Source organism: Solimonas fluminis (genome assembly GCF_002930645.1).
Taxonomy (GTDB): Bacteria; Pseudomonadota; Gammaproteobacteria; order Nevskiales; family Nevskiaceae; genus Solimonas_A; species Solimonas_A fluminis.
The window spans coordinates 43,800-57,492 of record NZ_PSNW01000001.1 but is presented as its reverse complement, the minus strand read 5'-3'; the positions used below and the strand labels follow the sequence as shown (position 1 = coordinate 57,492).

The 13,693-nt window shown below is 69.7% G+C and carries 10 protein-coding genes; 4 read left to right on the top strand and 6 right to left on the bottom strand.

The features are described from left to right. Positions 1-38: 38 nt before the first annotated feature. The 6 genes from C3942_RS00195 to gshA form a co-directional block, all read right to left on the bottom strand. Positions 39-1,313, bottom strand: coding sequence for a dihydroorotase (locus C3942_RS00195; RefSeq protein ID WP_104228323.1), 1,275 nt, complete (start codon positions 1,311-1,313; stop codon positions 39-41). Further along, positions 1,310-2,266 (bottom strand): aspartate carbamoyltransferase catalytic subunit, encoded by a 957-nt coding sequence (locus tag C3942_RS00190; protein WP_104228322.1) that lies wholly within the window; start codon positions 2,264-2,266, stop codon positions 1,310-1,312. Before C3942_RS00190 ends, C3942_RS00195 begins: the two co-directional genes overlap by 4 nt. A 106-nt stretch (positions 2,267-2,372) precedes the next feature. Next, a complete protein-coding gene (gene ruvX / locus C3942_RS00185) occupies positions 2,373-2,789 on the bottom strand; it encodes a Holliday junction resolvase RuvX (RefSeq protein WP_104228321.1) in 417 nt (138 codons plus the stop codon). Beyond that, complete coding sequence (locus C3942_RS00180) at positions 2,786-3,346, bottom strand: YqgE/AlgH family protein (protein ID WP_104228320.1); 561 nt, start codon at positions 3,344-3,346, stop codon at positions 2,786-2,788. Before C3942_RS00180 ends, ruvX begins: the two co-directional genes overlap by 4 nt. A gap of 102 nt (positions 3,347-3,448) precedes the next feature. Continuing rightward, the gene (gene gshB, locus C3942_RS00175; protein ID WP_104228319.1) at positions 3,449-4,396 is read right to left on the bottom strand and encodes a glutathione synthase; all 948 of its coding nucleotides are present in this window, start codon (positions 4,394-4,396) and stop codon (positions 3,449-3,451) included. Beyond that, a complete protein-coding gene (gene gshA, locus C3942_RS00170) occupies positions 4,393-5,703 on the bottom strand; it encodes a glutamate--cysteine ligase (protein ID WP_104228318.1) in 1,311 nt (436 codons plus the stop codon). Before gshA ends, gshB begins: the two co-directional genes overlap by 4 nt. Positions 5,704-5,881: 178 nt before the next feature. Here gshA and C3942_RS00165 point away from each other — a divergent pair, with 178 nt between their 5' ends. From C3942_RS00165 to C3942_RS00150, 4 genes are read left to right on the top strand one after another with little or no spacing between them, the layout of a single operon-like run. Then, positions 5,882-6,235: a response regulator gene (locus C3942_RS00165; RefSeq protein WP_104228970.1), complete on the top strand. Its 354-nt coding sequence runs from the start codon at positions 5,882-5,884 to the stop codon at positions 6,233-6,235. Positions 6,236-6,250: 15 nt separating this feature from the next. Then, the gene (locus C3942_RS00160) at positions 6,251-6,799 is read left to right on the top strand and encodes a chemotaxis protein CheW (protein WP_104228317.1); all 549 of its coding nucleotides are present in this window, start codon (positions 6,251-6,253) and stop codon (positions 6,797-6,799) included. A gap of 1 nt (position 6,800) precedes the next feature. After that, positions 6,801-13,223, top strand: coding sequence for an Hpt domain-containing protein (locus C3942_RS00155; RefSeq protein WP_104228316.1), 6,423 nt, complete (start codon positions 6,801-6,803; stop codon positions 13,221-13,223). After that, complete coding sequence (locus tag C3942_RS00150; protein ID WP_104228315.1) at positions 13,220-13,687, top strand: chemotaxis protein CheW; 468 nt, start codon at positions 13,220-13,222, stop codon at positions 13,685-13,687. Before C3942_RS00155 ends, C3942_RS00150 begins: the two co-directional genes overlap by 4 nt. Positions 13,688-13,693: the final 6 nt, after the last annotated feature.

Sequence of the window (13,693 nt, the reverse complement as noted above, 5' to 3'; positions counted from 1 at the left end):
TATACACCAAGCCCCGGCACAGGCTACCGCCTGTTTTTTCAGGCGGAAAACACCGTCTGGCCCCGGATCAGGGTGCGGACCACGCGGCCATGCATCTCGCTGCCGTCGAAGGCCGTGTTGCGGCCCGCGCTGCGCAGCGCCGCGGCCTGCAGCCGCCAGCGCGCCTGCGAATCCACCAGCAAAAGGTCTGCCGGCCGGCCGGCGGCGAGGCTGCCGGCATCCGCGTCGATCACCGCGGCCGGGCCGCTGCTGAGGCGGGCGGCCAGGTCCAGCGGCGCCATGCCGGTTTCGGAGGCGAAGCGCAGCGCCAGCGGCAGCAGGCTTTCCAGCCCGGAGATGCCCGGCTCGGTTTGCGGGAAGGGGTTGGTCTTGGCGTCGGCTTCGTGCGGCTGGTGATCCGAGCAGATGGCGCCGATGACGCCGCGCCGCACGGCATCGCGCAGGGCATCGCGGTCCTCGGCCGATCGCAGCGGCGGGATCACGTGGCACTGGGCGTTGAAGCCGTCCACGTCCTCGTCGGTCAGGAACAGCTGGTGCACCGCCACGTCGGCGGTCACCGGCAGCCCGCGGCGCTGGGCCGAGTCCACCAGGCCCGCGCCCTTGGCGGTGGACAGCCGGCCGATGTGGATGCTGGCGCCGGTATCCTCCACCAGCGAGATCCAGAAGCGCAGCGCGGCCACCTCGGCGGCGGCCGGGATCGGCGCCAGGCCCAGGCGGGTGCCGACCGGGCCTTCATGCACGCAGCCGCCGTTGGACAGGGCCGGGTCCTGGGCGAAGACGTGGACCGTCAGTCCCAGGCCGTTGGCGTACTCCAGGGCGCGGCGCGCGATCAGGGAATTGGCCAGGGGCGCGTAGGCGTTGCCCAGGCCGACGCAGCCGGCCTGCTTCAGGGCGCCCATCTCGCTCAGGGCCTCGCCGGCCAGGCCCTTGGTCAGGGCGCCGAGCACGTGGACGTTGAGCGGGCCGGCGGCCTGGGCGCTGCGGTGGATGCGGTTGACGATGGCCGGCGAGTCGATCGCCGGGCTGGTATCGGGCGGCAGCACGATGCCGGTGACGCCGGAGGCGAAGGCCGCGGGAATCTCGCTGCGGAAGCTGGCCTTGTGGGTCTGGCCGGGCTCGCGCAGGCGCGCCGCCAGGTCCAGCAGGCCGGGCATCAGCCACAGGCCGGCGGCGTCCAGGGTCTCCTCGTAGGCCCCGGCGGGGGCGCCGCTGCCGAGGTGATCGATCAGGCCGTCGCGGATGCCGAGTTCGGCGATGCCGTCGAAGCCCGAGGCGGGGTCCAGCACGCGGGCGCCGCGGATCAGCAGGCTCATGCTTCAGCTCCGAGGATGAGCGCCATCACCGCCATGCGCACCGAAATGCCGTACTGCACCTGCTGCAGGATCAGGCTGCGCTCGCCGTAGGCGAGGTCGCCCTCGATCTCGACGCCGCGGTTGATGGGTCCGGGATGCATGATGATGGCGTCGGGCTTGAGGTGGCGCAGGCGCTCGCGGGTCAGGCCGAAGTCGCGGTGGAACTCGCCCAGCGAGGGCAGGAAGGCGCCCAGCATGCGCTCCTTCTGCAGGCGCAGCAGGATCACCACGTCGGCGCCGTCCAGGCCGGCGGCCAGCGAGTGGTAGACCTTGGCGCCCATCGCCTCGATGCCGGCCGGGATCAGGGTCGGCGGCGCCACCACGCGGATCTCCTTGGCGCCCAGGGTGCGCAGGCCGTGGATGTCGGAGCGCGCGACGCGGGAGTGGAGGATGTCGCCGACGATGGCCACCGTCAGCTGGCGGAAGTCGCCCTTGTGCTTGCGGATCGTGTAGAGGTCCAGCAGGCCCTGGGTCGGGTGGGCATGGCGGCCGTCGCCGGCATTGAGGATCGCCACGCCCGGGGCGGCATGTTCGGCGAAGAAGTGCGCCGCGCCGCTGGCCTCGTGGCGGATCACGAACATGTCCGCCTGCATCGCCTCCAGGGTCTTGAGCGTGTCCAGCAGCGTCTCGCCCTTGGAGGTGGAGGAGGCCGAGACCTGCAGGTTCAGCACGTCGGCCGACAGGCGCTGCGCCGCCAGCTCGAAGGTGGTGCGGGTGCGGGTGCTGGGCTCGAAGAACAGGTTGATGACGGTGCGGCCGCGCAGCAGGCCGAGCTTCTTCTCGGGGCCCTGGGTGGCGGCATCCAGCTCCTCCGCCTTGTCCAGGATCTGCCGCAGCAGGGCTGGTTCGAGACCTTCCAGCGTCAGGAGGTGCCGCAGCCTGCCGTCGGGGGTGATTTGGAGGTTTGGATTCATGTTGGACGCGAATTATGAAGGGTCGCGCCCATGAATTAGAAGGATTTCGGGCGGTTTTCGTGCAAAAGGGGTGGAATCAGCAGTTTTCCTGCCGCCACTGCGGGCCTCAGCCGTGTTCGAGCAACCATTGCTCGAGGATGACGCGCGCCGCCTGGCCGTCGCGGTCGCCCTTGCGCACCCGGCGCTGCATGCGGCCGCTGGAGCGGGCTTCGCGCAGGGCGTCGTCGGCGGCCCGCGAGGAATAGCGCTCGTCGGCCTGGTGCACCGGCAGCTTCAGCCGCCGCGCCAGGTCCTCTGCGAAGCGCCGCGCCGGGCCGGTGATCTCCTGCTCGCCGCCGTCCTCGTCCAGCGGCAGGCCCACGATCAGGGCGGCCGGGCGCCATTCCGCGACCAGGCGGCCGATGGCCGCCCAGTCCGGGCCGGGCAGGGCGGGCAGGGGACGGGCACTGAGGGTCAGGCTGTCGCCGACCGCCACCCCGATGCGCCTGGACCCGTAGTCGAATCCGAGATAGACCGAGCTCACGCGTGGCCGGCGTTTCCGGCGAGCTGGGTCACGTCCACGCCCAGCAGGCGGGTCGCGGCCTGCCAGCGGTCGCGGGCGGGGGTCTCGAACAGGATCTGCTGGCTGACATGGGTGTTGAGCCAGGCGTTATGCAGGATTTCGTGCTCCAGCTGGCCCTCTCCCCAGCCGGCATAGCCCAGGACCACGAAGTAGTCCTTGGGGCCTTCGCCCTTGCCGATCGCCTTGAGGATGTCCCGCGAGGTGGTGATGAACAGGTCGCTGTCCACCTGCAGGCAGGATTCCCAGCCGCCCGGGGTGCGGTGCACCACGAAGCCGCGCTCGGGCTGCACCGGGCCGCCCCAGTAGACGATCTGCTCGTCGTTGAGCGCCTCATGCTCCAGGCCCATCTGCTCCATCATGTCGCTGAGCTTGAGGTCCGTGGGGCGGTTGATCACCAGGCCGATGGCGCCGTTGTCGTTGTGCTCGCAGAGCAGGGACACGGTATGGCTGAAATTCTCGTCCTCCATGCTGGGCATGGCGATGAGGAACTGGTTCTTCAGCAGGGATTCGTCGTCCATGAGCCTAGTATCGGCAGGACCCCCCGGGTCTACAAGCTCCCCGGGGCCCGTTCGTCGCCGCTTTGCACCCGGATGGGGCGCGGCCTGCGTGCAGGATGCCCGTCACTTCAACCGGGCTTCGATCGCCCGGATCGCCATGCCGCCGATATCGGTGCCGAAGGCGGCGTCGATCTCGCGGGCGCAGGTGGGCGAGGTGACGTTGATCTCGGTCAGGTAGTCGCCGATCACGTCCAGCCCGACGAAGACCAGGCCCATCTCCTTCAGCTTCGGTCCCACCTGGGCCGCCAGCCAGCGCTGGCGCTCGGTCAGCGGGCGGGCCTCGCCGCGGCCGCCGGCGGCCAGGTTGCCGCGGGTCTCGCCGGCCTTGGGGATGCGGGCCAGACCGTAGGGCACGGGCTCGCCGTCGATCACCAGCACGCGGGTGTCGCCGTCCGCGATCTGCGGCAGGTAGCGCTGGGCCATGATGCTGCGCCGCCCGTTGTCGGTCAGGGTCTCGATCACCGCGCCCAGGTTCAGGCCGTCGGCGCCGACGCGGAAGATGCCCATGCCGCCCATGCCGTCCAGCGGCTTGAGCACCACGTCGCCCTGCTCGGCATGGAAGGCCTTGAGCTGGGCGGCGTCCCGGCTGACCAGGGTCGGGGCGCAGCATTGGCTGAACCAGGAGATGAACACCTTCTCGTTGGCGTCGCGCAGCGAGCGGGGCTTGTTCACCACCAGTGCGCCCTGGTCCTCCGCGCGCTCCAATATATAGGTGGCGGTGATGTACTCCAGGTCGAAGGGCGGGTCCTTGCGCATCAGGACCGCGTCCAGGGAGCCCAGATCGACCTCCTCGGGCTCGCCCAGGTCGTACCAGTGCTTCTTGTCGTCGTGGACCGTCACCGGCCGGACCCGGCCGCGGGCGACGCCGTCGCGCAGCCACAGGTCGCCCATCTCCAGGTAGCGCAGCTGCCAGCCGCGCTTCTGCGCGGCCAGCATCAGGGCCATGGTGGTGTCCTTGTAGGGTTTGATGGACCCGATCGGGTCCATGACGACACCCAGGGTCCGGTTCATGCCGCCGCCGCCTTAGCCAGTTCCTCGCTCGCCGCGATCTCGCGGGCGGCCGCCAGGGCGGCCAGGCGGGCGACCACGCCGTAGGCATAGAAGCGGTTGGGGCGCTCGTCCGGCCCGCAGCTGGGATCGGGGGTGATGCAGTCCTCCTCGAAGGCCAGCGGTTCGAAGCGCATGCCCGGGGCGTTGAGGTTCTCCTGGTTGCCGCGCTTGGAGTTCAGGCGGTAGAAGCCGCCGACCACGTACTGGTCGATCATGTAGACCACCGGTTCGGCGGTGGCCTGGTCGTCGCCCAGCTTCTCGAAGGTGTAGACGCCTTCCTGGATGATGGCGCCGGTGACCTCGCGGCCCTCCTTGGCGCTGGACATGTGGGTGCGCGACTTGCGGTTCATGTTGCGCACGTCATCCACGCTCTTGGCGGTCATCACGCCCATGCCGTAGGTGCCGGCGTCGGACTTGATGATGACGAAGGGCTCCTCGGTGATGCCGTACTGCTTGTACTTGTCGCGGATGTCCTCCAGCAGCAGCTCCACGTTGGCCTCCAGGCATTCCCAGCCCTCGTGCTTCATGAAGTTGATCTCGCCGCAGTTGCGGAACAGCGGGTCGAAGAACCAGGGATCCAGGTCCAGCAGGCCGCCGAATTCCTTGGCCACCTCGCGATAGAAGCCGAAGTGACCCGACTTCTGGCGCTTGTGCCAGCCCAGGTCCAGCGGCGGGATGATGTCCTGGTCGAGGTTCTGCAGGATGGCGGGGATGCCGCCGGAGAGGTCGTTGTTGAGCAGGATGGAGCAGGGCGAGAAGTCGCCGACGAAGATCTGGTCGTCGGCGCGCTCCACCGGCTCCAGCCAGAGCTTGCGGCCGGAAATCTCCAGGACCAGCTCGGTCGGCTCGCGGATTTCGGGGTTCAGGCTGCCGACGTGGACGCGGTAGCCGGCCTTCTGGATCAGGTTCACCAGGCTGGCGACGTTTTCCAGGTAGAACTTGTTGCGGGTGTGGTTCTCGGGGATCAGCAGGATGCCGCGGGCCGAGGGACAGATGCGCTGGATGGCGGTCTGCAGCGCCTGGACGCAGAGCGGCTCGAAGGCCGGGTTCAGGTTGTTGAAGCCGCCCGGGAACAGGTTGGTGTCCACCGGCGCCAGCTTGAAGCCGGCATTGCGCAGGTCCACGGACGAGTAGAACGGCGGCTTGTGCTTCTGCCACTGGCTGCGGAACCAGGCCTCGATATCGGGGACCTGCCGCAGCAGGGTGGCTTCGAGCTGCTGTAGCGGCCCGGTTTGTGCAGTGACGAGGTGCGGCACATAGCTTTGCATGGGGGTCCCCGGTTCAGGCGCCGAAATGGTAGCGCAAAGTTTTTCCATGCCCTCTTATGGGGCCTGTAGGCACTACTCTCAAGACTGTGCTAAAACGGCGAATAAAGCGCGCAGAAGACCGTGCAGCAAGCAGGGAGAGGGATTAGTGTCGACGCAGTCCAATGACACCGCCAAGATCATGGTGATCGACGATAGCCAGACCATTCGTCGCACCGCAGAAACACTGCTGGCGCGTGAAGGCTACCAGGTCATCACCGCCCAGGATGGCTTCGAGGCCCTGTCCAAGGTCGCCGACTACCAGCCGGACATCATCTTCATCGACATCATGATGCCGCGCCTGGACGGATACCAGGCCTGTGCCCTGATCAAGGCCAACCCCAAGTTCCAGCGCACCCCGGTGATCATGCTGTCGTCCAAGGACGGGCTGTTCGACCGCGCCCGCGGCCGCATCGTCGGTTCCGACGAATACCTGACCAAGCCCTTTACCAAGGACGAACTGCTGGGCGCCGTGCGCGCGCACGTGCGTAAGTAAGGGCGCGGAGACGGCATGAGCGCGGAACTCAGAAGCCTGCGTGACGATCCGTTCGAGCTGCTGCTGCTGCTCGAGATGCGCCTTCGCGCCACCAAGCTGGACATCGCGGCCGGCCAGGCCGAGAGCTGGACCGGCCTGGGATTCCGGATCGGCCGCAGCTGGCTGGCGGTGCCCAAGGACGACGTGCGCGAGGTGATCGTGCCGCCCAAGCCGACGCGGGTGCCCAACGCCAAGCCCTGGATGAGCGGCGTGGCCAACGTCCGCGGCGAATTGCTGACCATCGTCGACCTGCCGCGCCTGCTGGGCGTGGAGGGCGACGCCGAAAGCCGCGCGCGGCGGTTGCTGGTGTTCAATTCCGAGCGCGTCCCGGCCGGCTTCCTGGTGGACGAAGTCGCCGGCTACCGACAGTTCTCCCCGACCGAACAGCGTCACGAGATCAAGCAGGAGTCCGGCGCCTTCGCACCTTTCCTACTCGGGGCCTTCGTGCGCGACGGCCAACCCTGGCTGGCCTTCAGCCTGCACCGCGTGGTGCAGGGCGGCGAATTCCTGATGGCGGGCCTCTGACATGAACGCCAGACTCCGCGCCAATACCGCCAACGGCCTGCACTGGGTCCGCGGCGAGATCGAACAGAGCCTCTCGCGCGTCCGCACGCTGGTCGAGCAGCACGCCGAGGGCGGCACCGACCCGCTGCCGATGCAGCAGGCCTTCGTCGAGCTGCACCAGGTCCGCGGCACGGCCAGCATGATCCAGTGCCACGGCATCGCCGAACTGGCCGAGGAGATGAAGCAGGCCATCGGCGACCTGCTGCATGGCCGTATCCGCGAGACCGAGGCGGCCTACTCGGCGCTGCTCGGCGCCACCGTGCTGCTGAGCGACTACATCGAATCGCTGGCCGACGGCATGGACGACTGCGTCCTGATCCTGCAGCCGGCGATCAACGAACTGCGCCTGGCGCGCGGCAAGGCCGTGCTGACCGAGGCCGACCTGTTCGTGATGCAGATGCAGGGGCTGGCCCTGGGCCTGCCGCTGCCCGAGGACGACGGACGCACGCCGGGTGCCGCGCAGCAGCAGGCGCAGAAGTACCTGGGCGTCTACCAGTCCTCCCTGCTGCACTGGCTGAAGAACGAGCCGGATGCCGCCACCGCGCTGGCGCGCATCGGCAAGATCGCCGAGCTGCTGGCCGGCTGCGCCGAGCTGCCGGGCGTGCACCAGCTGTGGCGCATCGTCGCCGCGGTGGTGGAGGCCCTGCTGGGACAGAGCCTCGACGATTCGCTGGAGGTCAAGCGCCTGATCGGCCGCAGCGGCGCCCAGATCAAGGCGATGGCGGCCGAGGGCGAGGCGCGCGCCGAGGCCGCCGTGGGCGACCTGTCGCTGCAGCTGCTCTACTTCATCGGCCGCTCGCGCGGCCAGGGACCGCGCGTCACGGTGATGCGCAAGGCCTTCCAGCTGCAGCAGCTGCTTCCGGGCGCCGCCCAGCTCGAGGACCTGCGGCGCCGCATCCACGGCCCCAACACCACGCTGCTGGTGCGCGTCTCCGACGAGATCCGCAACGACTTCGCCAAGATCAAGGACGTGATCGACCTGGCGGTGCGTGCCGGCGGCAAGGCGCTGCCGGACCTCGAGGGTACGCGCCGCAGCCTCAAGCGCATCTCGGACACGCTGTCGATCCTCGGCCTGGGCACGCTGCAGCGCATCGTCGACAACCAGTCGCTGCTGCTCGACGGGCTGGGCGGCGACGCCGCTCCCGCGGCCTGGATGGAGCTGGCGACCTCGATCCTGCGCGTCGAGCACAGCCTGGACGATGCCCTGTTCCAGCAGCTGCGCCAGGCCCGTACCGGCGAGCCGGCGGAGGAGAACATCCAGGAGCGCGTGCCGCACAGCCGCGACCTGGCCGAGGGCATCGACGCCCTGCAGCGCGAGTCGCTGGTCAACCTCGCCAAGCTCAAGTCGCAGGTCGACGCCCTGATCCGCGGCCAGGAAGGCAGCATCGTGGTGGTGGACGCCGCCCGCATGCTCGACGAGATCGCCTCGGGCTTCCATATCCTGCAGGACGAACGCGCCGCCGGACTGGTGGAGCGCCTGGTCGGCGTGGTGCGCAGCCCGGGCTTCGCCAGCCTGCGCGAGTCGCAGGAACGCGCCGACCGCTTTGCCGACGCCGTGGCCTGCGTCGAGTACTACATCGAGGCGGTACGCGACAACCTGCCGGATGCCGGCTACATCCTCGACAACCTGGCGCGCTTCGTCGGCCAGCTGGATTCCGCGCCGACCACTGCGGCGCCCACGGAGGCGGCGGCCGAGCCGCTGGAGCTGCCGGCGTCGCTGGAGATGCAGTCGCTGGCCGACCTGGTGCTGGCCGAGCCGCCGTCCGCGGCGCCGCCCGAACCGGTGGCGGAACTGGCGCCCGAGCCGGCCGCCGTGCCGGTGTCGGTGCCGGCGCCGGTGGTGGTTTCCGCCGCCGACGTCGATCCGGAAATCCGCGAAATCTTCCTGGAGGAGGCGGCCGAAGTCCTGCAGACCCTGCAGTCGGCCGTGCCGCGCTGGACGCGCGATGCCTCCGACCGCGAGTCCCTCACCACCATCCGCCGTGCCTTCCACACCCTGAAGGGCAGCGGTCGCATGGTCGGCGCCGCCGAGATCGGCGAGTTCGGCTGGGCCATTGAGCATCTGCTGAACAAGTGCCTGGACGGCTCCGTGACCGTGTCCGCGCCGGTGGTCACCGTCGCGATCGAGTCGGTGGAACTGCTGCCGCGCCTGATCAACAGCTTCCGCGAGCATCTGGGCGCGCCGGCACCGCTGGCCGGCCTGGTGGAACGTGCGCAGAACCTGGCTGCGGGCCGTGGCGCGCAGGAGCAGCCCGAACCGGACCTGGTGCAGATTTTCCGCGAGGATGCCCGCGGCAAGCTGGCGGAAATCCGCAGCTGGCTCGACGGGCTGGACCGCGGCATGCCCGAGTTCGATGTCGACGACGACGTCGTGCGGGCCTATCACACGCTGCGCGGCGCCGGACATATCGTGTCGGCCACCGCCCTGGCCGACCTGGCCGAGGCGCTGGAAGCTCACCTGGATTCGGTCCGCGGCGCGACGCTGCGCCTGGGGGCGGCGGACGTCGGCCTGATCGAGGAGGCTTCCGCGGTCCTGGCGCAATGGGTCGAGGAGGTCGGCAGCCCGGCGGTGGAGCGGCAGGATGCGCGCCCCTGGCTGGAACGCATCGAGCACCTCAGTTCGGCCGTGCCGGCCGACGCCGTGCAGGCCGCGGAGGATCGCCAGCTGGCGGAGATCTTCGCCGGCGAGGCCCTGGAGCTGGTGCAGAAGTTCGAGGAAACCGCCAATGCCTGGTCGCAGGCCCCGGACAACCGGCAGGCGCCGCTGGACCTCAAGATCGTGCTGCACACGCTCAAGGGCGCGGCCTACATGTCCAACTGCCAGCCGATCGGCGATGTCGCCAAGATCCTGCATGCCCGCATGGACGAGGCGATCGCGGCTGCCGTGCAGCCGGACGCCGCGGCCTTCAGGACGCTGGCCGAGCTGACCGAGGGCCTCTACCAGCTGCTCGACGCCTACCGCGATGGCCGCCTGCGCGACGAAGGGCTGACCTGGGGCAAGCTGGCCGCGGGATTCGCCTGGCGCGGCGATGCCGCTGCGCCGGCCGCCGCCGGGGAACTGCCGCCGGTCATCGTGCCGCCCGAGGCGCCGCTGGAAATGCCGCCGATCTCGGTCGAGCCGGTGGCCGAGGCCGCCGAGGAGATCGAACTGGTCGACGCGGCGGAACCGCCGCCGCCCGAGCCCCTGCCGCTGCCGGAAGAGGTGGAGGCCGCGCTCGACGTGATCGAGATGCCGGCGGTCGAGGAGATCGCCGAACCGCTGCCGGAAGCGGTGCTGGAACTGGCACCGGAGACGATCATCGAGCTGTCCGGGCCCATCATCGAACTGTCGGAGCCGGCGATCGAGATGTCCGAGGTCGTGCTCGAAATGCCCGAGCCGGCGCTGGAGCTCTCCGAGCCTGTGCTGGAGGGGGCGGAACCGGCCGGCGAGGCCCTGCCGGAAGCCGCGGAGCCTGTGCTGGAGCTTTCCGCGGCCGTCATCGAACTGAGCGTCGACGAGCTGGCCGACGCCGGCCTGGTGGTGGAGATCCCCGCGACGACCGATGCCCCGATCGGGATCGCGGAGCCCGTTGCGCAGCCGCCGGCGGCGGACATGCCGGCCGCGGCGGCGGATGAGGCCATGGATACCGAGATGCTCGGTGTCTTCCTGGCCGAGGCCGAGGAACTGCTGGAATCGCTGGACCGCAGCAACACCGCGCTGGAGCGCAACGCGCACGACATCCAGGCCACGGCCGAACTCAAGCGCGTGCTGCACACCCTCAAGGGCAGCGCCCGCATGGCCGGGCTGGACGACATCGGCGAGGTGGCGCATCACCTGGAAACCCTGTTCGAGCGCATCGAGCGCGGCCAGGCCCGTGCCGACGCCGGATTCTTCGCCCAGCTGCATTCGGCGTCCGACGGCCTGCACCTGGTGCTGGACGACCTGCGCCGCGGCAAGATTCCCGACACCCAGGCCCTGCTGGCCGACCTGACCGAGGAGCGAGCCCCGGAGGAGCCGGCGGCGGCGCCCGCGCCGGCCGGTTTTGTCGCCGCCGCCGAGTCGCTGCGCAGCTACGACGCCGAGTTGGGCGAAATCTTCTCCGGCGAAGCGGCCGAGCTGCTGGAATCGCTGGAGCAGTCGCTGCGGGTCTGGGTGGCGGAGCCGTCCAACCCCGCGCCGATCCGCGACCTGCAGCGCGTGCTGCACACCTTCAAGGGTGGCGCGCGCATGGCCGGCCTCAACGCCATGGGCGACCTGGCCCATGACATGGAAACCCGCATCAACCGCATCGAGGCCGGCCTGGAGCTGGCGGATGCGTCGGCGCTGGCCGAACTGTCGAAGGAAGGCGAGCGGCTGCACCAGATGCACGACCTGCTCGAGCGCGGCGATGTCACGGCGCTGATCGACGGCGAAGCCGAGGCTGCGCCGGCGGCGGCCGAGTCGCTGCCGGGCCTGTCCGCGGAGGAGCCGGCGCCGATGTCGCCGGCCCATGCCTGGGATCCGCTGCTGTTCTGGCGCCCGGAGGAGGAGGCCGAGGCCTCGTTCCGCCGCGAGACCGCGCGCGTGCCGGTCGAGGCCCTGGACGGCATGCTCAACGAGGCCGGCGAAATCTCGATCTATCGCTCGCGCCTGGAGGAGCACAACAGCGGCGTCGAGTCGCAGCTGGACGAAATGCGCCAGGCCATCGCGCGTATCCGCGACCAGCTTCGGCAGATGGACGCCGAGACCGATGCGCAGATCGCGGCGCGCGGCCTGGGCCATGCCCCGGACCAGGCCGACCGCTACGCGGCCGAGTTCGATCCGCTGGAAATGGACCGCTATACGCGCATGCAGGAACTGTCGCGCGCGCTCAACGAATCCATCGGCGACCTGGCTGGCCTGCATGCCACCATGGACGGGCTGATCAGCGAGGCCGATACCCTGCTGATGCAGCAGGGGCGCGTGAACACCTCGCTGCAGCAGGGCCTGATGCGCACGCTGATGGTGCCCTTCTCGCGCCAGGTGTCGCGCCTGCAGCGCGTGGTCAAGCAGACCGCCAGCGAGAACGGCAAGCAGGCCGAGGCGATCTTCGCCGGTGTCGAGAGCGAGCTGGACCGCAACGTGCTGGAACGCATGACCGCGCCGCTGGAACACCTGCTGCGCAACGCCGTGGTGCATGGCCTGGAAGACCCGGCCACGCGCGCAGCGGCCGGCAAGGAGCCGCAGGGCCGCATCGCGGTGGGCCTGTGGCGCGAAGGCTCGCAGCTGCTGATCGAGCTGCGCGACGACGGCCGCGGCCTCGACTTCGAGGCGATCCGTGCCCAGGCGATCCGCCGCGGCCTGATGCCGGCCGATGCCACGCCCAAGGATGACGAGGTGGCGCAGTTCATCTTCCAGCCGGGTTTCTCCACGGCCAAGAAGCTGACCCAGGACGCCGGCCGCGGCATCGGCATGGACGTGGTGGCCAGCGAGGTCAAGCAGCTCGGCGGCACGCTGGAACTGAATTCCGAATGGGGCAAGGGCACCCGCTTCCTGGTGCGCCTGCCGCTGACCCTGGCGATGTCGCAGGCCCTGCTGGTCGGCGTCGGCCCCGAGCAGTATGCCGTGCTGCTGTCCAGCGTCGAGGGTATTGCCCGCATCCCGCGCGAGCAGCTCGACGACTACTACCGCGACGACGGTCCGCTGCTGAACTACGGCAGTGCCGAGTATCGCGTGCGCTACCTGGGCGACTTCATCGACGTGCCACGCGACAAGACGGCCGAGTCGCGCACGGTCAACGCCATCCTGGTGCGCATGGGCGAGGGCCTGGGCGCCGCCGACCGCCGCATCGCGGTGGTGGTGGACCAGTTGCTCGGCAACCGCGAAATCGTGTCCAAGGCGGTGGGTCCGCAGGTCAGTTCCGTGGCCGGCGTCACCGGCGCCACCATCCTGGCCGACGGCCGCGTCGTGCTGATCCTGGATCCGGGTGCCCTGGCCCAGGATCGCGCGCGCCGCACCCTGGCCAGCCTGGCGGCGGGCAGGGCGGACGCGGCCGAGAAGGCCGATGATTCGCGCGACCTGATCATGGTGGTGGACGACTCGATCACCATCCGCCGCGTCACCGAGCGCCTGCTGCTGAAGAACGGTTACCGCGTGGTGACCGCCAAGGACGGCCTGGATGCCATGGCGCAGCTGCAGACCGAGAGTCCGGCGGCCATCCTTCTGGACATCGAGATGCCGCGCGCCGACGGTTTCGAGGTAGCGACCTTCGTGCGCAACAGTTCGCGCATCGCCTCGACGCCGATCATCATGATCACCTCGCGTTCGGGCGACAAGCACCGCGAGCGCGCCCGCTCCATCGGCGTCAACCGCTACCTGATCAAGCCCTACCAGGAAGAGCAGCTGGTCGGGGAGCTGCGTGAAGTGATCGAAGAGAACCTCCAGTGAACCGCGAACAGATCTACGCCGTGCTGATGGCGCTGGAAGGCGACACGCTGCTGCTGCCCAATGCCGCGGTCGCCGAGGTGGTGGCGCGCGATTCGCTGCAGCCGCCCGATCCCGGCGCACCGGCCTGGCTGGCCGGCTACTGCGACTGGAACAACCGCCGCGTGCCGGTGATCAGCTTCGAGGCGGCCAACGGCTCCGGACACAACGGGGAGTCGCGCCGCGCCCGCGTGGTGGTGCTCAACTCCTTCGGCTCGCACCTGCCCAGCGGCCTGCTGGCCATCGTGAGCCAGGGCTATCCGCACCTGGTGACGCTGAACCGCTCTGCGGTGAAGCCGCTGGAGCTGCGCCCGACCGACCGCGCCGACCTGGTGCTGTCGCGCGTGCGCATCGCCAACCAGGAAGCGGCGATCCCGGACCTGGCCGCGCTGGAAGCCGAGATCGCGCGCGTCCAGAGCGCCGCCTAGCCCGGC

Bases quoted from the DNA above. Each gene is read 5' to 3' on its own strand.
- C3942_RS00160 (WP_104228317.1), top strand. From the start codon at position 6,251: ATGAGCGCGGAACTCAGAAGCCTGCGTGACGATCCGTTCGAGCTGCTG.
- gshB (WP_104228319.1), bottom strand. From the start codon at position 4,396: ATGAACCGGACCCTGGGTGTCGTCATGGACCCGATCGGGTCCATCAAA.
- C3942_RS00155 (WP_104228316.1), top strand. From the start codon at position 6,801: ATGAACGCCAGACTCCGCGCCAATACCGCCAACGGCCTGCACTGGGTC.
- C3942_RS00195 (WP_104228323.1), bottom strand. From the start codon at position 1,313: ATGAGCCTGCTGATCCGCGGCGCCCGCGTGCTGGACCCCGCCTCGGGC.
- C3942_RS00190 (WP_104228322.1), bottom strand. From the start codon at position 2,266: ATGAATCCAAACCTCCAAATCACCCCCGACGGCAGGCTGCGGCACCTC.
- C3942_RS00180 (WP_104228320.1), bottom strand. From the start codon at position 3,346: ATGGACGACGAATCCCTGCTGAAGAACCAGTTCCTCATCGCCATGCCC.
- gshA (WP_104228318.1), bottom strand. From the start codon at position 5,703: ATGCAAAGCTATGTGCCGCACCTCGTCACTGCACAAACCGGGCCGCTA.
- C3942_RS00165 (WP_104228970.1), top strand. From the start codon at position 5,882: ATGGTGATCGACGATAGCCAGACCATTCGTCGCACCGCAGAAACACTG.